General features: G+C 64.5%; 22 protein-coding genes. 9 read left to right on the plus strand and 13 right to left on the minus strand.

The window, feature by feature from the left end:
* From mtgA to mpl, 7 genes are all read right to left on the minus strand, one after another.
* Positions 1–726 (minus strand): monofunctional biosynthetic peptidoglycan transglycosylase, encoded by a 726-nt coding sequence (gene mtgA, locus NRS07_RS17135; protein ID WP_259209119.1) that lies wholly within the window; start codon positions 724–726, stop codon positions 1–3.
* Complete coding sequence (gene aroE, locus NRS07_RS17140; RefSeq protein WP_259209120.1) at positions 723–1,544, minus strand: shikimate dehydrogenase; 822 nt, start codon at positions 1,542–1,544, stop codon at positions 723–725. The genes mtgA and aroE overlap by 4 nt, the downstream gene beginning before the upstream one ends.
* A complete protein-coding gene (locus NRS07_RS17145; protein ID WP_373889836.1) occupies positions 1,541–2,425 on the minus strand; it encodes an energy transducer TonB in 885 nt (294 codons plus the stop codon). Before NRS07_RS17145 ends, aroE begins: the two co-directional genes overlap by 4 nt.
* Positions 2,426–2,536: 111 nt before the next feature.
* Positions 2,537–4,588, minus strand: coding sequence for a ribonuclease catalytic domain-containing protein (locus tag NRS07_RS17150; protein ID WP_259209121.1), 2,052 nt, complete (start codon positions 4,586–4,588; stop codon positions 2,537–2,539).
* The gene (locus NRS07_RS17155; protein WP_259209124.1) at positions 4,585–5,199 is read right to left on the minus strand and encodes a chorismate lyase; all 615 of its coding nucleotides are present in this window, start codon (positions 5,197–5,199) and stop codon (positions 4,585–4,587) included. Before NRS07_RS17155 ends, NRS07_RS17150 begins: the two co-directional genes overlap by 4 nt.
* Positions 5,196–5,789, minus strand: coding sequence for a YqiA/YcfP family alpha/beta fold hydrolase (locus NRS07_RS17160; protein WP_259209127.1), 594 nt, complete (start codon positions 5,787–5,789; stop codon positions 5,196–5,198). The genes NRS07_RS17155 and NRS07_RS17160 overlap by 4 nt, the downstream gene beginning before the upstream one ends.
* On the minus strand, positions 5,786–7,183 hold the full coding sequence (mpl, locus tag NRS07_RS17165; RefSeq protein ID WP_259209129.1) for a UDP-N-acetylmuramate:L-alanyl-gamma-D-glutamyl-meso-diaminopimelate ligase: 1,398 nt from the start codon (positions 7,181–7,183) through the stop codon (positions 5,786–5,788). Before mpl ends, NRS07_RS17160 begins: the two co-directional genes overlap by 4 nt.
* 89 nt (positions 7,184–7,272) lie before the next feature.
* Between mpl and NRS07_RS17170 the strand changes: the two genes are divergently transcribed.
* The 8 genes from NRS07_RS17170 to NRS07_RS17205 all read left to right on the plus strand — a co-directional run bounded on the left by NRS07_RS17170 (position 7,273) and on the right by NRS07_RS17205 (position 14,347).
* Positions 7,273–7,890, plus strand: a complete 618-nt coding sequence (locus tag NRS07_RS17170; RefSeq protein ID WP_259213353.1) for a hypothetical protein — start codon at positions 7,273–7,275, stop codon at positions 7,888–7,890.
* Between the two features lie 40 nt (positions 7,891–7,930).
* Positions 7,931–8,491: a TlpA disulfide reductase family protein gene (locus NRS07_RS17175; RefSeq protein WP_259209131.1), complete on the plus strand. Its 561-nt coding sequence runs from the start codon at positions 7,931–7,933 to the stop codon at positions 8,489–8,491.
* Between the two features lie 121 nt (positions 8,492–8,612).
* Entirely contained in the window at positions 8,613–9,050 is a 438-nt protein-coding gene (gene aroQ / locus NRS07_RS17180) for a type II 3-dehydroquinate dehydratase (RefSeq protein ID WP_259209132.1), read from the plus strand.
* 90 nt (positions 9,051–9,140) lie between these two features.
* The gene (gene accB / locus NRS07_RS17185; protein ID WP_259209134.1) at positions 9,141–9,608 is read left to right on the plus strand and encodes an acetyl-CoA carboxylase biotin carboxyl carrier protein; all 468 of its coding nucleotides are present in this window, start codon (positions 9,141–9,143) and stop codon (positions 9,606–9,608) included.
* A gap of 173 nt (positions 9,609–9,781) precedes the next feature.
* Positions 9,782–11,197 (plus strand): acetyl-CoA carboxylase biotin carboxylase subunit, encoded by a 1,416-nt coding sequence (accC, locus tag NRS07_RS17190; protein ID WP_259209136.1) that lies wholly within the window; start codon positions 9,782–9,784, stop codon positions 11,195–11,197.
* Positions 11,194–12,150 carry a 50S ribosomal protein L11 methyltransferase gene (gene prmA / locus NRS07_RS17195; RefSeq protein WP_259209138.1) on the plus strand — a complete coding sequence of 319 codons (957 nt, stop codon included), beginning with the start codon at positions 11,194–11,196 and terminating at the stop codon, positions 12,148–12,150. The genes accC and prmA overlap by 4 nt, the downstream gene beginning before the upstream one ends.
* A 3-nt stretch (positions 12,151–12,153) precedes the next feature.
* The gene (locus NRS07_RS17200) at positions 12,154–13,386 is read left to right on the plus strand and encodes a DUF3426 domain-containing protein (protein WP_259209139.1); all 1,233 of its coding nucleotides are present in this window, start codon (positions 12,154–12,156) and stop codon (positions 13,384–13,386) included.
* Positions 13,387–13,405: 19 nt separating this feature from the next.
* A complete protein-coding gene (locus tag NRS07_RS17205; RefSeq protein WP_259209140.1) occupies positions 13,406–14,347 on the plus strand; it encodes a carbohydrate kinase family protein in 942 nt (313 codons plus the stop codon).
* 52 nt (positions 14,348–14,399) lie between these two features.
* On the opposite strand, the gene NRS07_RS17210 is transcribed toward NRS07_RS17205, so the two are convergent.
* Positions 14,400–14,927 carry a YggT family protein gene (locus NRS07_RS17210; RefSeq protein WP_259209141.1) on the minus strand — a complete coding sequence of 176 codons (528 nt, stop codon included), beginning with the start codon at positions 14,925–14,927 and terminating at the stop codon, positions 14,400–14,402.
* Between the two features lie 155 nt (positions 14,928–15,082).
* Between NRS07_RS17210 and NRS07_RS17215 the strand changes: the two genes are divergently transcribed.
* Positions 15,083–16,378 carry a hypothetical protein gene (locus NRS07_RS17215; protein WP_259209142.1) on the plus strand — a complete coding sequence of 432 codons (1,296 nt, stop codon included), beginning with the start codon at positions 15,083–15,085 and terminating at the stop codon, positions 16,376–16,378.
* 522 nt (positions 16,379–16,900) lie between these two features.
* Here NRS07_RS17215 and NRS07_RS17220 read toward each other — a convergent pair.
* The 5 genes from NRS07_RS17220 to NRS07_RS17240 form a co-directional block, all read right to left on the minus strand.
* Complete coding sequence (locus tag NRS07_RS17220; RefSeq protein ID WP_259209143.1) at positions 16,901–18,547, minus strand: glycosyltransferase family 4 protein; 1,647 nt, start codon at positions 18,545–18,547, stop codon at positions 16,901–16,903.
* Between the two features lie 112 nt (positions 18,548–18,659).
* Positions 18,660–19,346 (minus strand): hypothetical protein, encoded by a 687-nt coding sequence (locus NRS07_RS17225; protein WP_259209145.1) that lies wholly within the window; start codon positions 19,344–19,346, stop codon positions 18,660–18,662.
* Positions 19,347–19,459: 113 nt separating this feature from the next.
* Positions 19,460–21,175, minus strand: a complete 1,716-nt coding sequence (locus tag NRS07_RS17230) for a PQQ-dependent sugar dehydrogenase (protein WP_259209147.1) — start codon at positions 21,173–21,175, stop codon at positions 19,460–19,462.
* Between the two features lie 84 nt (positions 21,176–21,259).
* Positions 21,260–22,381, minus strand: a complete 1,122-nt coding sequence (locus tag NRS07_RS17235) for a ribonucleotide-diphosphate reductase subunit beta (protein ID WP_259209148.1) — start codon at positions 22,379–22,381, stop codon at positions 21,260–21,262.
* Positions 22,382–22,469: 88 nt separating this feature from the next.
* The gene (locus NRS07_RS17240) at positions 22,470–25,397 is read right to left on the minus strand and encodes a ribonucleoside-diphosphate reductase subunit alpha (RefSeq protein WP_259209151.1); all 2,928 of its coding nucleotides are present in this window, start codon (positions 25,395–25,397) and stop codon (positions 22,470–22,472) included.
* Between the last annotated feature and the right edge of the window lie 150 nt (positions 25,398–25,547).

Genomic DNA, 25,547 nt, shown 5'->3' on the forward strand with positions numbered 1-25,547 from the left:
TCACGGCAGGTCGGCGAAGCGCATCCGGCGCTGGATCAGCGCCGTGCGGCGCTCCAGGTACGAGGTAGAACGATGCTTGTCGTAGTAGCGCGGATTGGGCAGCATCACCGCCAGGCGCGCGGCCTGCGAGGGCGACAGCTTGGCCGCCGAGGTGCGGAAATAATGGCGCGCCGCGGCTTCGGCGCCGAACACGCCGCGGCCGTATTCGACCACGTTAAGGTAGAGCTCGAGGATGCGGCGCTTGCTCATCACCGTCTCGAGCATGAAGGCGATGATCATCTCCTGCCCCTTGCGCAGGTAGCTGCGCGAGCCCGACAGGAACAGGTTCTTGGCCAGCTGCTGGGTGATGGTGGAGCCGCCGCCCACCACCTTGCTGCGCCGGTTGTTGCGTTCATAGGCTTTTTCCAGCGCTTCCCAGTCCACGCCGCCGTGCGCGGCGAAACCCGAATCTTCCGAGGCCACCACCGCCCGTTTCAGGTTGGCCGAAATGCGCTCGTAGGGCACCCACTGATGCTTGAGGCGCGCGTCCGGGTTTTGTTCGCGCAGTTCCGACAGCTGCTGGCGCATGAAGCTGGTCGATCCCGGATTGACATAGGCATACCAGCAGACCATGCTGAAGAAATAGAGCTGGGCCAGCAGCACCAGCAGGAGCGGGCCCAAAAAGATCCACTTGACCCAGCCGCGCGAAGCCTTGCGCGACCCGGCCGCCTTGCGCGTTTTGCTCATCGTTGTGATTGCCGCATCTGGTTCAGGATGTCCGCGGTGTCGGGCTTAATTCCGCGCCACAGCGCAAACGCTTCGGCCGCCTGTTCCACCAGCATGCCCAGGCCGTCGCGGGTGGCGGCGCCATGGCGGGCCGCGAACTGCATGAATCCGGTCGGCTCAAGCCCATACATCATATCCAGCGCCAGCGTGGTTCGGCAAAAAACACTGGCCGGAATCGGCGGCACATCGGCATGCAGGCTGGCGGAGGTCGCATTCACGACCAGGTCGAAGCTGCCTTCGATGCCGGCAAAGCCGCTGGCAGCGACCACCATCCCGTGCTGGCCGAATTCGCGCGCCAGCGCTTCGGCGGTGGCCGCGGTGCGGTTGGCGATCACGATCTGGCGCGGCCGCTCTTGCAGCAAGGGCAGCAGCACGCCGCGCGCGGCGCCGCCGGCGCCGAGCAGCAGCACGCGCCGCCCCGCCAGCGCCATGCCGGCATTGCGGCTGATGTCGGCCACCAGCCCTGGTCCGTCGGTGTTGTCGCCAACAATCGCGCCATCGGCGTCGAACACCAGCGTGTTGACGGCGCCGGCCGCGCGCGCGCGCTCGGCCAGCCGGGTCGCGATGCGCGCCGCTTCAATCTTGAACGGTACCGTGACGTTGGCGCCGCGGTAACCTTCCTGCACCAGCCGCCGCACGGTGGCGGCAAAGCCGTCAAGTGGCGCCAGGCAGCGCTCGTAGCTGATGTCCTGGCCGGTCTGGCGCGCAAAGGCGGCGTGGATCTCGGGCGACCTGCTCTGGGCGATCGGGTGGCCAATGACGCAATAGCGCTCGCTCACTGCGCGCCCCCGCGCAATTCGGCCTGCATCCTGTCTTCGCGCGTGAAGCGAAAACGCGTGATCACTTCCCATAGGTCGTCCTTGCCCTGGGTGCGCATGTTGGCCGGGAAGCCCCCGAAGGGCGCGGCGCGGCGCACGATCTGCAGGGCCGCCTTGTCGAGGGCCGGGTTGCCGGAACCCTGCTCGATGCGCGGGCCGCCATCTTTCATGTAGAGCGAGCCATCCTGGAAGATCGGAATATAAACCACCAGCTCGCCGTACAGCTTGCGGCCGCCCTCCTGCGGGAAATTGAGCGTGCCGATCTCTTCGATCCGCTTCTGCATTTCCTTGTAATAGATGGCATAGCCGACCTGGCGCGTGCTGGGCGTGATCTGGGTGCGCTTGGGCCGCTTGTTCTGGTCTTCGATGCGCTCGATGACTTCGGCCGCCGCGCGCGAGATGGCGCGGCTGGTGTCGAACGCGTCGCTGCCGGTGCGGGTGGGATCGGGCTTGTCCTGTTCGGTTTTCGGGGCCGCGGTAAATTCGGTACGCTGGACCTGGGTCAGGACGTTGCGCTGTTGCTGTTCGAGGTCGGCAATGCGGCGCTGCAAGGCCTTAATGCTTTCGCCGTTCTCGATTCTGCGCAGATCCGGCAGCGGCGAACGGGCGCGGCCCGCGTCGGCCGTGCCGCCGCCGTCGAGATTGGCCTGCGCCAGGGCGTCGGCCTTTACCGGCGCGTTGGCATGCTTGGCATTGACCAGGATGACTTCCAGCCCCGGATCGGCCGGCTGGTGCCGGAACGCATCCGGCGCGGCGAACCGCACCGCCAGCAGCGCCCCATGCACAAGCACGGACACGCCGAGGGCAATCATCAATGGACGGTTGTTCTGCAAATACTTCACGCGCTGCACTCGCCCGGACGGGCCGTTGGATCGGGGACTGATCATTCTAACCCGCAACTGGGCGCGCGGGGGGAATGTGGGGGGGCGTGGCGGCCGCGCCCCCAGCGGGGGTCAGGCGGAACCGGGGCTGGGCGCCAGCGGAGCATTGTCGTCGGTGGTCACCACCGCCACGACCCCCTCGGCCTCGACCGCTTCGGCCACCGCGGCCTCCCCGGCATCGCCCTCTTCTTCCTCTTCCAGGCCGACCGATGCATCCGGCGCGGCCGGCACCACTTCGAGCAAGCGCGCCTCGAGTACCAGGTCGACCTCATCCCAGCGCACGATGTCGAGCCTGACTTGCGCGCCGCGCGCGACCGAGGTCATGCCGGCCAGGCGCACCACCAGCGGCACGTCCACCAGGCGCACGATTTCGTCCTTCAGTACCACGGCATCGACATGCCTGGCGCCGGTCTGGTCCAGCCAGCGCAGGCACCAGTAGCGCTCCATGTTCTGCTGGAAGTCGTTGTAGGCGGCATAGGCCGCGTCGAAGCTCGAGACGATTGCGAACAGGGTCGCGTCGCGCGGCTTGAACGGCGCCACCAGCGGCGCGGTCACGCCGTGCGAGGCCGCCGCGATGATCTGCCACTGGTTCACCAGGTCGGTGTAGCGGCGCAGCGGCGAGGTGCTCCATGCGTACTGGTCCACGCCCAGGCCCTGGTGCGGCGCCGCGTGCGTGACCATGCGCACCTGGATCTTGGCGCCCCAGCCGCCGGCGCCCGGCCCCTGCGAGCGATAGATGCCCGGCACGCCCGAGTCGTGCAGCAGCTTGCCCCAGGTGCTGTTGGCGAAGATCATCAGCTCGGCCACGATCTTGTCGAGCGGCGCGCCGCGCTTGCGGCGCACGATCGAGACCACGTCGTCTTCGACATAAAAATTGAAGTCGACGCGGTTGGCCTGCTCCGGCTTCAGGCCAAAGGCTTCGCGCTTTTTCATGCGCCCCGCTTCCAGCTGCAGCGCCCATTTCCACAGCAGGCCCAGCTCTTCCTTGTGCGGGTACTCGCCCGCGCCGCTGGCGAGGGTTTCTTCATTGACCAGCGCGTCCAGGTCGTTGTGGCGCAGGTTGCTCTTGATCGGCACCCGCTCGGCGCGGGTAGTGGTCGACACCACGCTCCAGTCTTCCAGCTTGATCACCGCATACAGCGACAGCGCCGGGCAGTCCTTGCCTTCGGCCAGCGTAAAGGCGTCCACCACCTCGTCCGGCAGCATGGTGATCTTATCGCCCGGCATGTACACGGTCGACATGCGCGCGCGCGCGATCTTGTCGATGGCGTCGTCGGGGCGAATGGCCAGGCCCGGCGCCGCAATGTGGATACCCACCCTGACCAATCCGTCCTCGAGCTTGACGACCGAGAACGCGTCGTCGATCTCGGTGGTGGTCACGTCGTCGATCGAGAACGCGGCCACGTCGGCCAGCGGCAGGTCCGTCGGCGCCTGTGGCACTTCGACCGGCGCGAAGCCGGCGCCGCGCGGGAAGTGCTCGAACAGGAAGCGCGCCATGTGCAGCGCCTTGGGCGACTCCAGCCCCTTGGTCGCCAGCATCAGGCGCGGCGCGGTGGTGTGCAATTCGTTGGCGGCCGCTTCCAGGGCCTTGTACTCGATGGTGTTCTTGTCCGGCTTGAACAGCAGCTGCTGCACGATGGGCTGCATCGACTGCGGCAGCGTGCCGGCCTTGAGCTGCTCGACGTAGCCGGCCTGCACAATGGCCAGCTGCTTCTTCTTTTCAATCCCGGCCAGCGCCGCCTTGAGCGTCTGCTCGGGCGCCGCCTTGTAGCGTCCCCGGCCCTTCTTGTGGAAATAGACCGGGGCGGCGTGCAGCGCCAGCACCAGGCCAGCCGCTTCGAAAGGCAGCGGCGCATGGCCGAAGTACTCGAGGCCCAGCTCGGGAATGCCGAATTCTTCCTGCCCTGCGACCTCCCACAGGAAGTCGAGGTCGACTTCGGCGGCGACTGCGCGCGCCGCAGCCAGCAGCGCTTCCGGATCGGGTTTCTCGAACTGGATCAGCACATCCCTGGCCTTGACCTTGGTACGCTTGCCGCTGGCCAGCTCCACCTGGTAGGCCTCACCTGCCTGCGACAGCACGGTACCGACCTTGAAGTCGCCCGATTCTTCAAAAAATAGATTCATCTTGTTTCGTATTCTTTCGTCGTATTCTCTTGCAGTGTGCCCAGGCCGAGCACCGCAGGCAGGAATACCTCGGTGACCAGCAGCAGGCCCTGGCGGCGGCGATAGACGCAGCGCCGCGCATAATATAGTGCTTCATCGTGCATGCCGCAGGCCCCGCCAAGGGCCGCGCGCACGCGCCCCATCAAGGGATGGCCGGCGCGGATGCGCGCATATTCCAGCTGGCCACGGCGCACCAGCGGATCGTAGAACAGCGTGCTGCCGAGCGAGCGTTCGCCCAGCGCCGAAAACAGCGGCCAGTCGGCCGCGGTGCATCCGGTAGGCACCACCGTGTGGCCGAACACCACCGGCTTGCCGTCGCACTCGAGCAGCACTTCGCGTTCCCACACCCGTCCCGGACGCGGCAGGCCGATTGCCCGCGCCTCGTCCGCCAGGCAGGTGGCGCCGCGCTGGTGCAGCCGGCGCACCCGGAACGCTTCGCTGCTGGCCACCAGGCGCGCGGTCAGCGAGCCTTCGGTGGTGAGCCAGTCGCGCATGCGCGCCGGGGCACGCACGGCGCCGGCGTGCGGCTGCCAGGCGGCCTGGCGCAGCGAACCGGCCCGCGCCGGCTTCACTGCCCGATGCCCATGACGCTATCGGTCTGGCTGCAAAAGGCCAGCACCTCGTCCACGTACTGCGCAAACTCCGAGATCGCGTGGTCGCTTCCCTTGATGACTCGCTGGCGCGCCCCGGCGTAGTGCATCACCATGTCGCGGTAGTCGAGTACTTCGTCGCCGGTCGCCGCCAGCAGAAAATAGCGTTCTGGTGCCGTGATCTGCCCGACCCGCAGTTCGGCCAGCTCGTCGATGTACTCGCGGCGAAATTCGAACGGCGCGCTGGAGTGCCAGGCGGTGGTCACGCCGACATGGTCTTCCAGGCTGGCCAGCGGATTTACGGATGGGTTGAGCAGCACCGCGCGCACGCCCATGCGCTCGGCCAGCCAGGTGGCGTAGAAGCCGCCCAGCGAGGAACCGATAATGGCCAGATTGTCGGGCGCATGACGTTCGGCCAGCAGCAGGCACAGGGCCATCGCCTCTTTCGGCGAGGCCGGCAGCTGCGGACAGATCAGCTCATGCGCGCGGCCGGCGTCTTGCAGGGCCTTCTGCACCACCCGCGCCTTGAATGACTTCGGCGACGAGCGAAATCCATGCAAATACAAGATCATGGTGCCAGCGCGTCCAGCAATTTCTGGTGCACGCCGCCGAAGCCGCCATTACTCATCACCAGGATGTGGTCACCCGGCTGGGCCGCCTGCACGATGGCCTGCACCATGTAGTCGACCTGGTCGAAGCTGTGCGCGATGTTGCCAAGCGGTTTCAGGGCGTCGGCCAGCGACCAGCCCAGCGCCTGCTGGCTGCCGAAGCCGAACACCAGGTCGGCGTCCTTCAGGCTGCCCGGCAGCGCATCTTTCATGGCGCCGAGCTTCATGGTGTTCGAGCGCGGCTCGAGCACGGCCAGGATCCGGCCCGCCTGGTCTCCTCCTGCGCCCAGCTTCTGGCGCAGGCCGCCGACGGTGGTGGCGATCGCGGTCGGGTGGTGGGCGAAATCGTCGTACACGGTGATCTCATTGACCTTGCCGCGCACTTCCATGCGCCGCTTGACGTTCTGGAAACGCGACAGCGCATCGATGGCCTGCGAGGTCGGTACGCCCACGTGGCGCGCCGCCGCAATCGCCGCCAGCGCATTGGAACGGTTGTGGTGTCCGGTCAGGTTCCAGTGCACGGTGCCCTGGGCGTCGCCATTGAACAGAACGTCGAAGCTGGCGCCCCCCGGATGCTCGACCATGCCCCAGTTGGCGCCCTCGCTCGAGCCGAACAATTCCTTCTCGCTCCAGCAGCCACGCTTGATCACGCGCGCCAGCGAGGTTTCGTCGCCGTTCACGATCAGCCGGCCCACGCCCGGCACGGTGCGCACCAGGTGGTGGAACTGGGTTTCGATGGCGCCGATGTCCGGGAAGATGTCGGCGTGGTCGTATTCCAGGTTGTTCAGCACCGCGGTCCTGGCGTGGTAGTGCACGAACTTGCTGCGCTTATCGAAAAACGCGGTGTCGTATTCGTCCGCTTCGATCACGAAGAAATCGGAACCGGCCGCGCCAGAGGGCTTGTCGCCATGCAGGCGCGCCGACACCCCGAAATTCATGGGTACGCCGCCGATCAGGAAGCCGGGCGCGTAGCCGGCGTCTTCCAGGATCCAGGCCAGCATCGACGAGGTCGTGGTCTTGCCGTGCGTGCCGGCCACGGCCAGCACCCATTTGTCACGCAAAATATGTTCGCCAATCCATTGCGGGCCAGAGACGTATTTCAGGCCACGGTTCAGGATTTCCTCGATCAGCGGATTACCCCGCGTCATGACGTTGCCGATCACGTACAGGTCGGGATTGAGCGACACCTGTTCCGGGCCATAACCCTGGATCAGCTCGATTCCCTGGGCTTCGAGCTGGGTGCTCATCGGCGGATAGACGTTGGCGTCGCACCCGGTCACGCGGTGGCCGGCCTCCTTGGCCAGCACTGCCAGCCCTCCCATGAAGGTGCCGCAAATGCCGAGTATGTGAATGTGCATGGTCTAGGGAGAAATAGCAGGAGTGAAAAATCGAATACGCGATTCTACCCGACCCGCTGCCATTTTCCGTTCAAGAGTATGATTCCATCATCATGCCGAACCCCAACACCGACATCCTGCAGCTGCGCGCCCAGATCGCCGCCAACGCCGCGCGCCTGGTCGCCCAGGACGGCGCCGACTATGCCACCGCGCGCCGCAAGGCCGCCCGCCAGGTGGTGGGCGTGGACCAGCCGGCGCCCAACCTGATGCCCGATAATATCCAGATCGAAGACGAGGTTCGCAAATACCTGGCCCTGTTTGGCGTGGCTGGCCAGGCCGAGCGCCTGGCGCTGCTGCGCACCACCGCGCTGCAGGTCATGGATGCCCTGGCCGAATTCCATCCTTACCTGACCGGCGCCGTACTCAATGGAACCGCTGGCGAACACGACGACATCCACCTGCAGCTATTCGCCGACAGCGCCAAAGAGGTCGAGATTTTCCTGCTCAACCGTAACGTCAGTATCGATATCTCGGAAACCCCGCATTTTCGCGGCGGCCGGCACGAGCCGGTTGAAACTGTCAGCTTCGTATGGCATAAAGAAACTATTCATGCCGAATTGTATGATTACCACGACCTGCGCGGGGCCTTGAAGCCGCGCAGCGATGGCCGCCTTCAGCGGGTCGACGCGGCCGGCCTGCGCACCCTGATGGCGCGCGATACAGAGTAAGCCCCACCCGAGGGCAAGCCCGAACACTGGAATGAGATAAATGAACAAGAAACACGTGGCCGCCTACGCGGCCGTTGCCGCCATGTTCGGCATCATGGGGGCCTTAGTTGCGGTCAACAAGAAAGATCCACCTCCCCTGACGACGGTCATGGCCCCCACCGGCGGTAAGCCGCACACGGCCGTCGACAAGCTGTACAGCCAGTCGCTCAACGACCTGGCAGGCGCGCCGCAACCCCTGGCCAAGTGGCGCGGCAAACCGCTGGTAGTCAATTTCTGGGCCACCTGGTGCGCTCCTTGCGTTGAAGAAATGCCTGAATTGTCCGAGCTGGCCGGTCACGATAACGGCAATAGCTTCAATGTCATTGGTATCGGCATCGATTCACCATCGAACATGAACGAGTTCGCGGCCAAGTTGAAGATTGCCTATCCTTTATATGTAGGGGGCATGGGTGGCACCGAACTGTCGCGCGATTTTGGCAATAAGGCAGGTGGACTGCCATATACCGTCTTGATCGGCGCGGACGGGCAGGTAATCAAGACGTATCTGGGCAAGTTGAAGTTCGATGAATTACGGGCAGACCTGGCCAAGCTAAAAAGCTAACGAACGACCGTTCTATTCGGAATTCCGGCGAATATGCCTTTATCCACTGGCAATTTTACCGCTTGCCAATAGTCGGGCTTGACGGCACAATGCCTGACTTTCCGGCATTCAGACTCTCATTATGGTGAAAAAGCTATTGCTGCTTAATGGACCCAACCTCAATTTATTGGGGACCCGGGAGCCAGCGGTGTACGGCGCGACGACGCTGGCCGACATCGAAGCAGCAGCAGTCGCCCAGGCCGCAGCGCAAGGGGCGACGCTGGCTTGTTTCCAGAGTAATCACGAGGGCGCCCTGATCGACCGTATCCATGCCGCGCGCGACGAAGGCGTGACCATGATCGTCATTAATCCGGGCGGCCTGACCCATACCAGTGTGGTCTTGCGCGATGCGCTGGCCGCGGTGGCGATTCCATTCGTGGAAGTGCATGTCTCGAACGTGCACGCCCGCGAGCCGTTTCGGCATCACTCGTTCCTGGCGGCGAACGCGCAAGGCGTGATTTGCGGGCTGGGGCCGGACGGATACCGGTTTGCCATCGACTTTGCGCTTAAATCGCGTTAATCTAAGCTAACTTCATGTATCAGCGGCCACGCGGTGACCTCCGACGTGCAGCCAGCTCTCTTAAAAACAAATAATTCCAAGGGGTTTCACATGGATCTCAGAAAACTCAAGACCTTGATCGACCTGGTCGCCGAATCGGACATCGCTGAACTCGAAGTAACTGAAGGTGAAAGCAAGGTTCGCATCGTCAAGTCGTCCGCCATGGCGCAAAACCAGATGATGATGATGCCGCAGCAGGGCGTGCAGCACTACGCCGTCCCCCAGCACGCTCCCGCCCCAGCCCCGGCCGCAGCAGCGGCGCCGGCAGTGGTAGCCGAGCCGACCGGCCACGTCGTCAAGTCGCCGATGGTCGGCACCTTCTACCGTTCGTCGGCGCCCGGCGCCGCGGCCTTTGTCGAAGTTGGCCAGAGCATCAAGGAAGGCGACACCCTGTGCATCATCGAGGCGATGAAGCTCCTGAATGAAATCGATGCCGATGCCTCTGGCGTTGTGACCAAGATCCTCGTGGAAAACGGCCAACCGGTCGAATTTGGCCAGCCGCTGTTCATCATCGGCTAAGATCGCCCGACAGGTTCCCATTGCGGCTGCTCCGGGAACCTTGCGAGACGATCTAGACACTTCGGCCCGGCGGCGTCTGCCGCCAGCTCATCCATGTCGTGTCCGGCGCGCTCGTCAGCTAGTAAAGCTTGTAAGCTGGCTGCGCCGGTTTTCACAGAAACACCAAACCTACCATGTTTGAAAAAATCCTCATCGCCAACCGTGGTGAAATCGCGCTGCGTATCCAGCGCGCCTGCCGCGAACTGGGCATCAAGACGGTGGTCGTGCACTCCGAGGCGGACAAGGACGCCAAGTACGTGAAGCTGGCCGACGAATCCGTTTGCATCGGCCCGGCCCCGTCCGCACTGAGTTACCTGAACATGCCGGCCATTATCAGCGCCGCCGAAGTGACCGACGCCGAAGCGATCCACCCGGGCTACGGCTTCCTGTCGGAAAACGCCGACTTCGCCGAACGGGTCGAGAAATCGGGCTTTGTCTTCATCGGTCCGCGTTCCGAGTCGATCCGCCTGATGGGCGACAAGGTCTCGGCCAAGCAGGCCATGATCAAGGCCGGCGTACCCTGCGTGCCTGGCTCCGAAGGCGCGCTGAGCGACGACCCGAAAGCGATCATCCAGACCGCGCGCAAGGTTGGCTATCCGGTCATCATCAAGGCGGCAGGCGGCGGCGGTGGCCGCGGCATGCGCGTGGTGCATACCGAAGCGGCCCTGCTGGGCGCGGTGCAGATGACCAAGACCGAAGCGGGCAGCGCCTTCGGTAATCCAGAAGTCTATATGGAGAAGTTCCTGGAAAATCCGCGCCACGTGGAAATCCAGATCCTCGCCGACGAACACAAGAACGCGGTCTGGCTGGGCGAGCGCGATTGCTCGATGCAGCGCCGTCACCAGAAAGTGATCGAAGAAGCGCCGGCGCCGGGCATCCCGCGCAAACTGATCGAGAAGATCGGCGACCGCTGCGCCGAAGCCTGCCGCAAGATCGGCTACCGCGGCGCGGGCACCTTCGAATTCCTGTACGAGAACGGCGAGTTCTATTTCATCGAAATGAACACCCGCGTGCAGGTCGAGCATCCGGTCACCGAGATGATCACCGGGATCGACATCGTGCAGGAACAGATCCGCATCGCCTTTGGCGAGAAGCTGCGTTTCCGCCAGCGCGACATCATGCTGTCGGGCCATGCGATCGAGTGCCGGATCAACGCCGAAGACCCGTTCAAGTTCACGCCCTCGCCGGGGCGCATCACCGGCTGGCATCCGCCGGGCGGTCCTGGCATCCGCGTCGATTCGCATTCGTATGCCGGATACTATGTTCCACCTCATTACGACTCGATGATCGGCAAGGTAATTTCCTACGGTGCGACGCGCGAGCAGGCCATTCGCCGCATGCAGATCGCCCTGTCGGAAATGGTAGTCGAAGGGATCCTCACCAATATCCCGCTGCACCGCGAGCTGATGGTGGATGCGCGCTTCATCGAGGGCGGCACCAACATCCACTACCTGGAGCACAAGCTGGCTTCCAAGCCAGACCTGCCCAAGGTAGGCGGCATCGGCGCCAAATCGGAAGCCAAGGTAGCGGACGTTAAGGCTAATCTATGAGCTGGACCGAAGTAGTCATCGAAGTCGCGCGCGACCATGCCGAGGCCCTGTCGGACGCCCTGCTGGAAGCGGGCGCCCTGTCGGTCTCGGTCGAGGACGCCGACGAAGGCACCGACGCCGAACGGCCGTTGTTCGGCGAGCCGGGCATGGAACCGAAAGAAGCGGCCTGGGACCACTCCCGCGTCGTTGCCCTCACCGAGGCCGATGCCGACCAGTTCGCCATCGTGCAAGAAGCCGCCAACGCCATCAAACTGCCAGTCGTGCCCGCGTTTACCACCCGCGCGGTGCATGACGCCGACTGGGTGCGCCTGACCCAGTCGCAGTTCGAGCCTATCCATATCGGTACCAATATCTGGGTTGTGCCGAGCTGGCACGAAGCACCGGATCCGAATGGCCTGATCCTCGAGCTCGACCCGGGCCTGGCCTTTGGCACCGGCAGCCACCCGACCACCCGCCTGTGCATGGAGTGGCTCGAAGCACACCCCAAGCCGGGCAAGTCGGTGCTGGACTACGGCTGCGGTTCGGGCATCCTGGCGATGGTCGCCAAGAAGCTGGGCGCGCAAGACGTCGCCGGAGTCGACATCGACCCGCAGGCGATCGTCTCGGCGCGCGCCAACGCCGAACGCAATGCCTGCGCGATCGACTTCTACGTGCCGGACGACCTGGCCGTGACGCCGAACGAGCGCCATGCCAGGGGCCAGTTCGACACCGTGGTAGCCAACATTTTGTCGAGCCCATTGAAGCTGATGGCGCCGATGCTGGCCGGGCGCGTGGCGCCGGGCGGTTCGCTGGTGCTGTCGGGCGTGCTGGCGCGCCAGGCCGACGAGGTGGCCGCCGCCTATCTGCCCTTCATCAAGCTGGGCGTCTGGGCCGAGCAGGACGGCTGGGTTGCCCTGCACGGCACGCTCGGCCAGGAAACCCTACCGCCGTCGCGCCAGGCTAGCGGCAGCTGACGCATGGCGCTCGCCACCCAATGCCCCCACTGCGGCACCGTCTTCCGGGTCGCCGCAGACCAGCTCAAGCTGCGTGGGGGCATTGTCCGTTGCGGCGCCTGCACCCAGGTGTTCGATGGCAGCGCCGCATTGGTCGACCTGGATGCGGCGCCGCCCGCCCCGCTTCCGGCAGATGCCGCATCCGCAGCACCCGCATCACCCGCAGCCCCGGCAGCCCCGGCAACGCCTGCACCTGCCGCCGCTGACGTCCCCGAGGCAGAGGACGATCCCATCTACACCCTTGAACTCGACCATACCTTCGCGCCCTTCGGCATCCTGCCGCAGATAAGCGACGGCGATGGCGATGGCGACACGGCTGCGCCGCAACCGGCGTCGCCGCCCGCGCCCGAGCTGCCGGTAGACGAAGAACTGGTCGCCGCGCCCGCGCCCGACGAGCACCACGAGATCGAAGAACTTGCCGAGCCTGCGCCGCGCGCGCGTCGCTCGCAGGCCGCGGGCAAGGCCTCCGACATGCCGGGGCCGTCGCTGCTGCTGCGCGAATCGGGTCCGTCCACCGTCACCATGCAGGCGGCCCCGATCGCCCCGCCACTGGCCCCCCCGACGCCGCCGCGCAAGCGCGCTGCCGAGGCGCGCGCCGCACGCCGCTCCAAGCTCACCCCGACCAGGATCGAGGCGCCCAAGTTGCGCGTGCCCGAATCCGACGAGCCCGAATTCGTCCGGCGCGGCCGCCAGCGCGAACGCTCCGGCAAGGCCGTGCGCATCGCCCTGGCCGTGGGCAGCCTGCTGCTGGTGCTGGTGCTGGCCGCGCAGGCGGTCTCGAGCTTTCGCAACACGCTGGCCGCCCGCTACCCCGGCATGAAGCCGGCGCTGGTCGCCACATGCGGCGTGCTGGGCTGCCGCGTCGAACTACCGGCGCAGATCGACCAGATGGCGATCGAAACCGGCGAACTGACTACCCTGGGCGGTAACGCCTACAGCTTCACCACGCTGCTGCGCAACCAGGGCGACTCGGTGCAGGCCTGGCCGAGCATTGAACTGACCCTGACCGATCCGGACGACAAGCCGCTGGTGCGCCGCGTCTTCGGTCCGCGCGACTACCTGCCGGTTGGGTCGCGCCAGGTCGGGCCACTGCTGGCGGCCGGCTTCGCCGCGCGCGCCGAGCAGCCCGTCAAGCTGAACTTCCGCGTCGAAGAGCCGGCGCCGTCCGGTTATCATATCGCCGTCTTCTACCCTTAATCTCCCCGAAGGTTCATTCATGACCAAGACCGCCCTGATCTGCGGATCGATCGCATTCGACAAGATCATGCAGTACCACGGCCGCTTTGCCGAAACCCTGCTGGCCGACCAGCTGCACCGCGTCAACGTATCCTTCCTGGTGCCGACCCTGCGCACCGAATACGGCGGCTGCTCGGTCAATATCGCGTACAACCTGAAGCTGCTCGGCGGCGCGCCGCTGGTGATGGGCACGATCGGCCAGGACGGCGGCGATTACCTCGAACGCATGGGCAAGCAAGGCATCGACACGCGCGCCATCCGCACCATTGCAGATGCCTACACCGCGCAGTGCTTCGTCACCGCCGACCAGGACAATAACCAGATCAACGCCTTCCACCCGGGCGCGATGCAGTATTCGCACCAGAACAACGTGGCCGACTGCGGCGCGCTGCGCGTGGCGATCATCTCGCCGGACGGCCGCGACGGCATGCTCAAGCACGCGGCCGACTGCGCCGAGCTGAAGCTGCCGTTCATGTTCGACCCGGGCCAGCAGCTGCCGATGTTCTCGGGCGAAGAATTGATCCGCTTCATCGAGCAAGCCAGCTACCTGGCGTCGAACGACTATGAATTTGAAATGGTGATGGACCGCACCGGCTTGACCCAGGCCGACATCGCGGCGCGCCTGGACGCCTTGATCATTACGCGCGGCGGCGAAGGCTCGGACATCTACGCCGGCGGCGAGCACTATCGCATTCCGGCGGTCAAGGCCGAGAACATCGTCGACCCGACCGGTTGCGGCGACGCCTACCGCGCCGGCCTGCTGTACGGAATCACCGAAGGCTTCGACTGGCCTACCACCGGCCGCATCGCCAGCCTGCTCGGCGCCATCAAGATCGCCAGCCAGGGCGGCCAGAACCACACGTTCACGCCGGACCAGATCGAGCAGCAGTTCGAGGCGGCGTTCGGATACAGGTTCAGGTAAATCCTCGCGCTATCGCAGCGCGGCCGGCATGGGGACCGGCCAGCCTGCTGCCTCAGCCGAAAAACACTTGCCTGAGCACGAACTGAATAATCTGGATCAGTACCAGCGCCACCAGCACCGATAGATCCATCCCACCCACCGGCGGCACCACGCGCCGGATCGGGCGCAGGATCGGTGTATTCATCGCATGCACGAAAGGCGCCAGCGGCGCGTTCGGATTAACCCAGCTAAATACCGCGTCGATGATCAGCAGCGCCATGAATCCGTACAAGATCCAGTTCAGGAAGCGGAACAGCGCGCCCAGCAGCACCACATCCATCCCCGCCCCGACCAGCAGCATCAGCGAACTGGCCAGCAGCACCACCAGGAAAGCGCCAACCAGGCTGGCCCAGTCATAGCCGCCCGCGCCCGGCAGCACGCGCCGCAGTGGCAGCACCAGCCAGTCGGTGAGCGTGAAGGTAAACTGCCCGATCTGCGCCGGCGGACGCACGCGGATCGCCTGCATCCAGAAACGCAGCAGTAGCAGCCCGCCCAACAGACCGGCGGCAATATCGACAATAAACTGGAGAATAGACAGCACGAAGGCTCCTCAAAAAAAAACCGCTGCGTGAACGATCACACAGCGGTATTTTGCCTGATCCAGGCAAGACTTGCTGATGAGCCGCGCGGGGCAGCCCGGATTATGGGCGGCTGCTGGTCGGGAATGGCCAGGCCGCTGCCGGCGACAAGGTGGTCTTGGCCGCCGGAGTCGTGGTCGATGCCGCCTTGTTATCGGCTTTGCTATCTGCCTTGGCTTCCTTCGATTCGGCTTTCGATTCGGCTTTCGATTCGGCCTTGCTCTCGGCTTTCGCTTCCGGCTTGGTTTCCGCCTTATTGTCCGGCTTCGATTCAGCCTTCACTTCCGGCTTGGTTTCTGCTTTAGCGGCTGGCTTGGCAGCGGCTTTGTTCGCCGCCGGCTTGCTTGCAGCAGCTTTTGCTGGAGCAGCGGTTTTAGCCGGCGCGGCGGCTTTGGCTGGCGATGTAACTTTAGCTGGAGCAGCAGCTTTTGCAGGCGTGGCAGCCTTGGCTGGAGTAGCAGCCTTTTTAGCAGGTGCTGGAGCTGCAGCTTTCTTGGTAGCAGGCTTGGCCGAGGCTTTGGTAGCGGTCGCTTTAGTTGCGGTCGCTTTAGTTGCGGTCGCTTTCTTTGCAGCCGGTTTGGCAGCGGCCTTCTTGGCGGCTGGTTTGGCGGCGGCCTTTTTAGCGGCTGGCTTAGCGGCTGGCTTAGCGGCAGCCTTTTTAGCGGCTGGCTTAGCGGCTGGCTTGGCAGCAGCCTTTTTCGCCGCAGGTTTGGCAGCGGCTTTCTTGGCCGCTGGCTTGGCTGCGGATTTAGCTGCCGGCTTGGCCGTTGATTTCTTGGCAGCAGGTTTAGCTGCCGGCTTGGCGGTTGCCTTCTTCGCTGCTGGCTTGGCTGCAGCTTTCTTTGCCGCTGGCTTGGCTGCTGCTTTCTTGGCAGCTGGCTTTACAGCCGACTTGGCTGCCGATTTGGCGGCTGGCTTGGCTGCGGCTTTCTTTGCTGCTGGCTTGGCTGCAGTTTTCTTTGCTGCTGGCTTGGCTGCGGCGTTCTTTGCTGCTGGCTTGGCGGCGGCTTTCTTGGCTGCTGGCTTGGCTGCAGCTTTCTTGGCGGCCGGCTTGGCGGCGGCTTTCTTTGCTGCCGGCTTGGCGGCGGCTTTCTTTGCTGCCGGCTTTGCCGCTGGCTTGGCCGCGGCTTTCTTCGCTGCCGGCTTGGCCGCTGCCTTGCTAGCAGTGGTCTTGGTCGCTGCGGTCTTGGTCGCGGTAGCTTTCTTTGCAGCAGGCTTGGCTGCCGATTTCACCGCTGGCTTGGCCGCCGACTTGCTTGCCGACTTCGCCGCGGTGGCCTTGGCCGCCGGTTTCTCGGCTGCAGCTTTGGCTGCCGGCTTGGACTTCGTCACGGACGAAGGTGCGCTTTTCGTTGCTGCTTTTGCTGCTGGTTTTTTAGCGGTTGCCATTGTAGTTCTCCTTCATCTGCGATGAAATAAGCTCAAGGTTAAAACCCGCTCCGCCAATCGCTGGCGAGCGAATTATTCATCGGCCCAAACCCGAATGGTATGGGCCAATGAATCCGGCCGGCTGAACTGCTGCAACGCCTCATAATTGCAGCACTTTAGCCAAGGTCGACAGGCAACCGACTCAACATGTTTTCGCTTCGCTACCCTCGCGGGCGCGAAAAGAAAAAGCCGCCTTGCCTGAACTCAGGTCAGGCAGTGCGGCTTTGTTCTTTTCGCTTGGCTGGCGTTGCATACTGATTGAATCAGTGTCCTATTATTCGATCGATTACTGCCTGGATGGACGCGACAATATCACATGTTCACGTTTTGACAAATTCAATCACGTAAAGTACACGAAAACTTCTTGCATGCGCAACCCGAACACCTCAAACAAAACCTGCTTTTTTTCCTGAACCACGTGCGCGCGCATTCATTTCGTGTGCATCTGGCTTTCGCTTGTCTTATGCCGCAATGCCCGCATCGGCACCGGCCGGTTCTATTTCCGCGCTTATTCCACCACGCGTAACAAATCCATCTTGCACAGCCATGCCAGCCCACGCAGCAGCGTCGCGCGGTCGCAGGGCCCGAGGGTGTCGATCAGTTCTTCGACTTCGACCGGACGCGGGCCGATTGCCCCGAACATCTGGCCAAAATCTTCGAGCGTCGGCAGCGATGCCGTGGCAAACCGGTTGATGGCCAGCTCGCGGTACTGATTGACCAGCGCGAGCGTCGCGTCCGGTGTCAGCTCCACCAGCGAATCGGCGGCCAGCTGTCGGGTCGGATAACTGGCGAACAGCTTGAACGGATCGGGACGGTCCGGCGCGCGTGCCGGCAGCGCCGGCACCATAATCGGGTCGGCGCGGCGCCGCTCGGCCAGCTCGTCCCACAGCGCCTGGTAGCGGCGCAGCACCACTGGCCAGTCGAAGTCGGCCAGCGCGCGCAGGCGCGCCTGCTCGCCCATCGTGCGGCGCAGGCCGGCGTCGCACACCAGCCGGCCATAAGCCTGGGCCAGCTGCGCGCCGTCGAGCGCCACCGCCTGGCTCGCGTGGCCGCAGTACATGTCGGCGCTGTCGACGCCGTCGTCGTAGCGCTGCGCCAGGTCGAGGCCCGCGCCCGGCCCCGGCATCAGGGTCGGAATACGGTAGCCGTCGACGCCGTCGCGCACCGTGTCGCGGTAGCCATTCCAGTCAGAGACCACGCACGGCAGGCCGGCCGCCATGGCTTCGACCGGCGTCAGCCCGAAGGTTTCCTGTACGTTGTCCGCCAGCGAAGTGAAGACATCGGCAGCTGTCCAGGCGTCGATCTGGTTCGCAGGCAGCCTTCCGTCCAGCTCCACCAGCCGCACCGAGGGACAGAGCAAGGCGGCCGCTTCGCGCAAGGCCGTTTCGCTGGCTTCGCTGGCATGCCAGCCCGCCATGATCAGGTGTACCCGGCGGCCGCCCTTGGGCGCGCGCTCGAGGGCGGTGAACATCTGCTGCGGGTGCGACTTGGCATGCACCGACACGCGCCCCAGGTACAGGAAGGCGACGTCGTGTTCGCCAATGCCGAGCCGGGCGCGCGCTTCGATGCGGCGCCCCGCGTCGCGCACGAAATCGGCGCAATGCACGCCGAGCGCTATCAAGGGCAGTTGCGGCAATTCGAAACGCTGCGCACCGAGACGGGTGCGTAAATAATCGGCCTGCGCCTCGAGCAGCACCCGCACGCTGTCGCGCACTACGCGCGAAGTGCAGACGATCGCGTCCCAGCTGCGTACCGGCGCCACCAGCAAGTTCGCTACCATGCTCATCATCTCGTGCGAAGCGGTGGTATGCACGATGCCGCACAGGCTGTAACGATGCTCGCCCACCTCGAGCCGGCGCCAGCTCAGGCGCTCGATGCCGGGGCCAGGGTGATACAGGCAGCCGAAAGGCGCAAGTTCTTGCGGCCGCGACTGCGGTACCCAGGCCACCTCGCCCGTGTAGCCAACGGCGCGCAGCGCTGCGTCAAAGGCGTCGGCATGGGTGCGGTCGGCAGCGAAGCATCCGATCCTGGCCGCGCTCGCGTGTTGGGCGATGGCGCGCATCAGGCCCACGCCGGCGGACTGGCGCCCCATCAGCTTTTGGCCGGCGATCGAAAACGCTTCGGGAAGGTAGTGCAGGGCAAAGCTCTCTAGCATGCAGTCTCCTTCTGCCAGGGCGCCGCCGCAACGCGGCGAACGGCTGGCTGCTCGAGACCATCATAGCGGGGCCCGGCGCCGCGCGGCGCGAGCCTCGATCAGGCAGGGAGGGTCAGGATGCGGCTATCTGCATCAGGCCCTGCGGTTCTGGAAGACCAAGGCAGGATGCTTCGTTGTATTCGGCTGCGGTGATCAGGCCAGATCGATACAGGCCTGCCGCTGTCAGGTATTCGGGGAAACGCGCGCTGGTGGCGACCCCGAGTTCGTCCAGGGTCGAACAGGCAATCCGGCCGTTGATGATGCGGTAGCCGAAGCCGCGCGGCATTCCCAGTTGCGCATCCAGCGCGAACAGCCGCGGCAGGTGGTTACCGGCAACCGGGCAGGACGCGCGGCGGCGCGCCTGCACCAGGCAGGCTCCCAGTGCCTCGCCCACCGACTGCTCCATGCTCGCTGGCTCGGCATAAGCGATGGCCTTGCCGACATGGCGGATGCAAAAGCGCTCGAGGCTGGGGGCATCCATGCACGCCCAGGCCTGCCAGACCGAATCGGCGGCACGCGAGGGCAGCGCACATGGCCTGGAGGCGGCCGCGGCACAATCGAAGAACACCATCAGGCCTTCGACCGCCTGGGCGTAGAACGAGGCGTCGCGGGGTATGCCGGGAAACTCGATGCGCGCACTCTGCGCCCAATGGAAAAACAGTGCGGCCGGCACATCGGCCAGCACCTGGGCGTAGGTCGAGTGGGCGAATTCCCACTCGACGGTGCACGCCACAGCATGCGGGGTTTCCCGGAGATTCATCGCCATTCCTTTGCCGTGAATGATCCAGTCACGTTAGTTCACGGCAACCTGGCGTATGCTGACAGAAGTCAATGATGGCAAGACCCGCCTGGCGGCGGGTTGGCCCTGCCCCTTCAGCCTTGCGGTGTGATGCGCCAGACCACGCCGCCAGCGTCGTCGAGCACCAGCAACGCGCCATCGAGCGCCACCGCGACGGCGGCAGGCCGACCCCAGACATCGCGGTCGCTCAGCACCATCCCCGACATGAAATCCTGGTACTGCCCGGTCGGCACGCCGTTCTTCACAAAGGCGCGCACCACCTTGTAGCCGGTGCGCACGCCGCGATTCCAGGACCCGTGCAGCGCCACGAAGACGTCGCCCTCGTACCCCTTCGGGAAGGCATGCGCCGCGCCCTTGGGGGCGTGGTAGACCGCCATGCCGAGCGGCGCCGAATGCGCCTGGATCAGCACATCCGGCACAATGCTCTTGTCTTTCAGGTCGGGGCGCTGGCCCTGCAGGCGCGGATCTTCGTTGGCGCCGATGTAGTACCACGGCCAGCCATAGAAGCCGCCCTGCTTTACCCGGGTGAGGTAGTCGGGCGGCAGGTTGTCGCCCAGCGCGTCGCGCTCGTTCACGTTGCACATCACGTCGCCGGTACCTGGGTACACCAGCAGGCCGACGCAGTTGCGCAGGCCAGTGGCCCAGGTGCGGCGGTTGCGGCCATCCGGATCGAAAGCCATGACGGTGGCGCGGTCCGTCTCGACGCCCCAGCTGGCGCCCACTCCATGGCGCGCTTCCCATTGCGCCAGCGGCTGCGGCGGCGTCGGCCCGATGTTGGCGGCGACATTGGTGGCCGAGCCGATCGACAGCAGCAAGGTCTGGTCGTCTTGCGAAAACGCCAGCGTGCGGGTGGTGTGCCCGCCGCTGGTATCGGACAGCTGCGGCACAACCGTCTCGGCCGCGCCGCGCGCTTGCAGGTCGCCGTTGCGGTAGGGGATGCGGACGATCGAATTGACATTGGCGACGTACAGGTACTGCGGGTTTGCGTTCGAGGGCCAGAAGGCCATGCCATACGGCCGCGTCAAGCCACTGGCGAATACCGTGGCCGTCTCCGCGCGCTGTCCGTCTTTGGAGCGCAGCACCTTGATCTCGCCTTTGCTGGTGGCGGCCAGGAAGATGTCGCCGTTCGGTGCGCGCAGCAGCAGGCGCGGCTTGTCGGTATCGACTGCGAACACGTTTACCGCGAAGCCTGGCGGCACGGTCGGCATACTGCCGTTGGGCCGCGCCTCGACGCGCGGTCCATTGCCGGCGCTGGCGCTGGCGAAGGGCGGCGGCAGGTCGGAGACTTGAATGTGGTGGATCTTGCCGGGTTGGCTGTCGTCCCAGGAGCCGCTGCGCTCTGCAGGCGCGGCAGCGGTGGCCGTAGGCGGTGCTGGCGCCGTGGTGGCGCCCTGCAAGGTAGCGAGGTAATCGATCAGGGCGGCGCGCGTTTTTTTATCCGAAACGCCGACCGGCATCGTGGTGCCTGGCACGCTCTTGGCCGGGTCGGCCAAAAAGGCGTCGAGTTCGGCGCGGGTCCAGGTTTTTCCAGTGCTGCCGGCGCGGGTCAATGCCGCCGAATAGTGAAAGCCCGGCACCGCGGCGGCCTGGCGGCCGAGGACGCGGAACAGACCGGGGCCGGCGCGCGAAGACAGGGCCGGGTCGACGCTGTGGCAGCTGGCACAGTTGTTCTGGAAGATAGTCTGGCCGGCGACGGACTGGGGCGCGGCGTGGGCGACGCACGCCGTCGCCAGGCCGGCGACTAAAACTGCATGCAGCGCTGCATGCAGCGGCAGGGACTTGGCTTGCAAGGGGATTCTCCTGGATGGACGGGTCAATTCGCCATCATAGGCGAACTGGTCCGGCCATGCAGGGGGCAAGCCCGAGTTTGGGTTTTAATCCCAGTTCAATGCCCCACCCGTCTGATACTCGGTCACGCGGGTCTCGAAGAAGTTGCGCTCTTTCTTCATGTCGATCATCTCGCTCATCCACGGGAACGGGTTTTCCTCGTTCGGGAACAGCGGCTCCAGGCCGATCTGCACCGAGCGGCGGTTGGCGATGAAGCGCAGGTAGCCCTTGAACATCGGGGCGTTCAGGCCCAGCACGCCGCGTGGCATGGTGTCTTCGGCGTAGCGGTACTCGAGCTCGACTGCCTCCAGGAACAGCACCTTGATCTCTTCGCGGAATTCCGGCGTCCACAGCATCGGGTTTTCCATCTTGATGGTGTTGATCAGGTCGATGCCGAAGTTCACGTGCATCGACTCGTCGCGCAGGATGTACTGGTATTGCTCGGCCGCGCCCATCATCTTGTTCTGGCGGCCCAGCGCCAGGATCTGGGTGAAGCCAACGTAGAAGAACAGGCCTTCCATCAGGCAGGCAAAGACAATGATCGACTTGAGCAGCTGCTGGTCGCTTTCCAGCGTGCCGGTCTTGAATTCGGGGTCGGTCAGCACGTTGATGAACGGGATCAGGAACTGGTCCTTGTCGTGGATCGACTCGATCTCGTTGTAGGCATTGAAGATTTCCTGCTCGTCCAGGCCGAGCGACTCGACGATGTACTGGTAGGCGTGGGTGTGGATCGCTTCTTCGAAGGCCTGGCGCAGCAGGTACTGGCGGCACTCGGGTGCGGTGATGTGGCGGTAGGTGCCCAGCACGATGTTGTTCGCGGCCAGCGAGTCGGCGGTGACAAAAAAGCCGAGGTTACGCTTGACCAGGCGGCGCTCGTCTTCGGTCAGGCCGTTCGGGCTCTTCCAGAGCTCGATGTCGCGCTGCATGTTCACTTCTTGCGGCATCCAGTGGTTCGCGCAGCCGGCCAGGTATTTGTCCCACGCCCATTTGTACTTGAACGGGACCAGCTGGTTGACATCGGTCTTGCCGTTGATGATGCGCTTGTCGTCGGCATTGACGCGCTTGGCGACCAGGGCTGCATCGACAGTTGCAGTTGCGGTTTCAGTAGCGTCGGCTTGTGCTGCGCGCGGAGCTGGCGCGGTGCTTGGTTCATCGTCCCATGACAACATAGTGTTCTTCCTTCTTGAATTCTAGACGGCGGCGCCCGGCGCGGTGGCCGGGCGTGTTCTTCATCGAGCGTCTACGCGACGCCCACTTTTACTGGCAGGCTTCGCATTCCTCGAAACCATCGTCGCCCGGACGCAGGTAGCAGGCGGCGCCGTCTTCGATCTCTGCCGTGGCAGCCGCTGCTGCCGCTGCCGGGGCGGCGGCGGGCGCAGGGGCAGCGTGGCCACCCGACAGGGCGCCCGAGACCGACACCGCGTTGAGTGCGCCGGTGCGGCTGGTGGATTTCTCCATGTGCGTCGCGGCGATGGTGCGCAGGTAGTAAGTGGTCTTCAGGCCGCGCAGCCAGGCCAGCTTGTAGGTTTCATCGAGCTTCTTGCCCGAGGCGCCAGCCATGTAGATGTTCAGCGACTGGGCCTGGTCGATCCACTTCTGGCGGCGCGAAGCCTGCTCTACCAGCCACTTCGGTTCGACTTCGAAGGCGGTGGCGTAGATCTCGCGCAGGTCTTGCGGCACGCGGTCGATCTTGGAGAGCGAACCGTCGAAATACTTCAGGTCGGCGATCATGACTTCGTCCCACAGGTCGCGCGCCTTCAGGTCGCGCACCAGGTAGGAGTTGATCTCGGTGAACTCGCCCGACAGGTTCGATTTCACGTACAGGTTCTGGAAGGTCGGCTCGATGCAGGCCGACACGCCGATGATGTTCGAGATCGTCGCGGTCGGTGCGATCGCCACGCAGTTCGAGTTGCGCATGCCGAATTCCTTGATGCGGCTGCGCACCAGGGTCCAGTCCATCGATTCGCTCGTATCCTGCTCGAGGTAACCGCCGCGCTCTTGCGCCAGCAGCTTGATAGAATCTTGCGGCAGGATGCCGCGGTCCCACAGCGAACCTTCGTAGGAACCGTAGCGGCCGCGCTCTTCGGCCAGCTCGGTCGAGGCCAGGTAGGCGAAATAGCAGACCGCTTCCATCGACTTGTCGGCGAATTCCACCGCCTTATCGGAGGCGAACGGGATGCGCATCATGTGCAGGCAATCCTGGTGGCCCATCACGCCCATGCCGACCGGACGGTGGCGCATGTTCGAGTTGCGCGCCTTTTCCACGGCGTAGTAGTTGATGTCGATGACGTTGTCGAGCATGCGCATGGCGATGCGGATGGTCTTTTGCAGCTTGACGTGGTCGAGGCTGTCGCCCTTCATGTGCTGCGGCAGGTTTACCGAGCCCAGGTTGCAGACGGCGATTTCGTCGGCGCTGGTGTTCAGGGTGATCTCGGTGCACAGGTTCGACGAGTGCACCACGCCGATGTGCTGCTGCGGCGAACGGATATTGCACGGATCCTTGAAAGTGATCCATGGGTGGCCGGTCTCGAACAGCATCGACAGCATCTTGCGCCACAGGTCGAGCGCTTCGATCTTCTTGTACACGGTCATTTCGCCGCGTTCGGCCTTGGCTTCATAGGCGGTATAGGCTTCTTCGAAGGCCTTGCCGACCTTGTCGTGCAGGTCCGGCGTCTCGCTCGGCGAGAACAGGCTCCAGTAGCCTTTCTCCATCACGCGCTTCATGAACAGGTCGGGAATCCAGTTCGCGGTGTTCATGTCGTGGGTGCGGCGGCGGTCATCGCCGGTGTTCTTGCGCAGGTCGAGGAATTCCTCGATGTCCATGTGCCAGGTTTCCAGGTAGGCGCAGACCGCGCCCTTGCGCTTGCCGCCCTGGTTCACCGCCACGGCGGTGTCGTTGACCACTTTCAGGAACGGGACCACGCCCTGCGACTTGCCGTTGGTGCCCTTGATGCGCGAGCCCAGTGCGCGGACCGGGGTCCAGTCGTTGCCCAGGCCGCCGGCAAACTTCGACAGCAGTGCGTTTTCCTTGATGGCGTCGTAGATGCCTTCCAGGTCGTCGCCGACCGTGGTCAGGTAGCACGAGGACAGCTGCGAGCGGCGGGTGCCCGAATTGAACAGGGTCGGGGTCGAGCTCATGAAATCAAAGCTCGACAGCAGGTTGTAGAACTCGATCGCGCGCGCTTCGCGGTCGGCTTCGCGCAGGGCCAGGCCCATCGCGACGCGCATGTAGAAGGCCTGCGGCATCTCGATGCGGGTCTCGCGCACGTGCAGGAAATAGCGGTCGTACAGGGTCTGCAGGCCGATATAGCCGAACTGCAGGTCGCGGTCGGCGACGATGGCCTTGGCCAGGCGCTCGAGGTCGTACTTGCCCAGTTCTTCGTCCAGCAGTTCGTTGGCGATGCCCTTGGCGATGTATTGCGGGAAGTAGGTGATGTACTCAAGCGCGGCGCCGGCCTGCGGCACTTCGCGGCCGAACACTTCTTTGCGGATGGTATGCAGCAGGATGCGCGCGGTGACCTGGCTGTAGGCCGGGTCTTTTTCCATCAGGGCGCGGGCGGCCAGGATGGCCGACTTGTGCAGCTCTTCGACCGGCACGCCGTCGTACAGGTTCTTCAGGGTCTCGGCGACGATCGCGTCGGCGTCGACATGCTTTTCCAGGCCGGCGCAGGCGGCGCCCACCAGGCCGTACACGGCGTTCATGTCAAGCGGCAGGCGCTGGCCGCCGTCGATCACGTGGATCTGCGGCGCGGCCACGGCGGCGCCACCGAGCGCTTCCTTGGCGGCGCGGCGCTCTTCCATGCGCTTGGCGCGGTACAGCACGTATTCGCGCGCGACATCATGCTCGCCCGAGCGCATCAGCGACAGTTCGACCTGATCCTGCACGTCTTCGATATGGAAGGTGCCACCGTTCGGCTGGCGGCGCACCAATGCAGCTACGACATTTCCGGTCATCTGTTCCACCAGGTCGCGGATACGGGCCGAGGCAGCGCCCTGCCCGCCAGCGATGGCAAGAAAGGCCTTGGTCATGGCGACCGAGATCTTGTGCGGCTCGAAGGCGACCACGGCGCCATTGCGGCGGATCACGCGGTAGTCGCCGCGCGCCACGATCTCTGCCGGCGAGGCATTGGCTGCCGCGCCGGAGGCGGCGTGGGGATTGATCGACATGTCTTGTGCTGTTTGCATTGAGCCTCCAGGGTGGGCAGATGACTGCCGCCAAATATAGTTACCAGGATCTTGCGTAGCAAGACCACAATTTTTAGGAATTCATAGCAAAGCGATGCCCCGCCAGCCGGAACGCCTTCTGGCAACCAGGTATGCAGGGTAAGGAAATCG

It is taken from the genome of Massilia sp. H6 (genome assembly GCF_024802625.1).
Taxonomy (GTDB): domain Bacteria; phylum Pseudomonadota; class Gammaproteobacteria; order Burkholderiales; family Burkholderiaceae_D; genus Telluria.

What these genes read in the sequence shown, in the direction of transcription:
- prmA (WP_259209138.1), top strand. Translation starts at nt 11,194, where the DNA reads ATGAGCTGGACCGAAGTAGTCATCGAAGTCGCGCGCGACCATGCCGAG.
- NRS07_RS17240 (WP_259209151.1), bottom strand. Translation starts at nt 25,397, where the DNA reads ATGCAAACAGCACAAGACATGTCGATCAATCCCCACGCCGCCTCCGGC.
- NRS07_RS17175 (WP_259209131.1), top strand. Translation starts at nt 7,931, where the DNA reads ATGAACAAGAAACACGTGGCCGCCTACGCGGCCGTTGCCGCCATGTTC.
- NRS07_RS17200 (WP_259209139.1), top strand. Translation starts at nt 12,154, where the DNA reads ATGGCGCTCGCCACCCAATGCCCCCACTGCGGCACCGTCTTCCGGGTC.
- NRS07_RS17205 (WP_259209140.1), top strand. Translation starts at nt 13,406, where the DNA reads ATGACCAAGACCGCCCTGATCTGCGGATCGATCGCATTCGACAAGATC.
- NRS07_RS17225 (WP_259209145.1), bottom strand. Translation starts at nt 19,346, where the DNA reads ATGAATCTCCGGGAAACCCCGCATGCTGTGGCGTGCACCGTCGAGTGG.
- aroQ (WP_259209132.1), top strand. Translation starts at nt 8,613, where the DNA reads ATGGTGAAAAAGCTATTGCTGCTTAATGGACCCAACCTCAATTTATTG.
- accB (WP_259209134.1), top strand. Translation starts at nt 9,141, where the DNA reads ATGGATCTCAGAAAACTCAAGACCTTGATCGACCTGGTCGCCGAATCG.
- NRS07_RS17220 (WP_259209143.1), bottom strand. Translation starts at nt 18,547, where the DNA reads ATGCTAGAGAGCTTTGCCCTGCACTACCTTCCCGAAGCGTTTTCGATC.
- NRS07_RS17150 (WP_259209121.1), bottom strand. Translation starts at nt 4,588, where the DNA reads ATGAATCTATTTTTTGAAGAATCGGGCGACTTCAAGGTCGGTACCGTG.
- NRS07_RS17235 (WP_259209148.1), bottom strand. Translation starts at nt 22,381, where the DNA reads ATGTTGTCATGGGACGATGAACCAAGCACCGCGCCAGCTCCGCGCGCA.
- mtgA (WP_259209119.1), bottom strand. Translation starts at nt 726, where the DNA reads ATGAGCAAAACGCGCAAGGCGGCCGGGTCGCGCAAGGCTTCGCGCGGC.
- NRS07_RS17160 (WP_259209127.1), bottom strand. Translation starts at nt 5,789, where the DNA reads ATGATCTTGTATTTGCATGGATTTCGCTCGTCGCCGAAGTCATTCAAG.
- mpl (WP_259209129.1), bottom strand. Translation starts at nt 7,183, where the DNA reads ATGCACATTCACATACTCGGCATTTGCGGCACCTTCATGGGAGGGCTG.
- accC (WP_259209136.1), top strand. Translation starts at nt 9,782, where the DNA reads ATGTTTGAAAAAATCCTCATCGCCAACCGTGGTGAAATCGCGCTGCGT.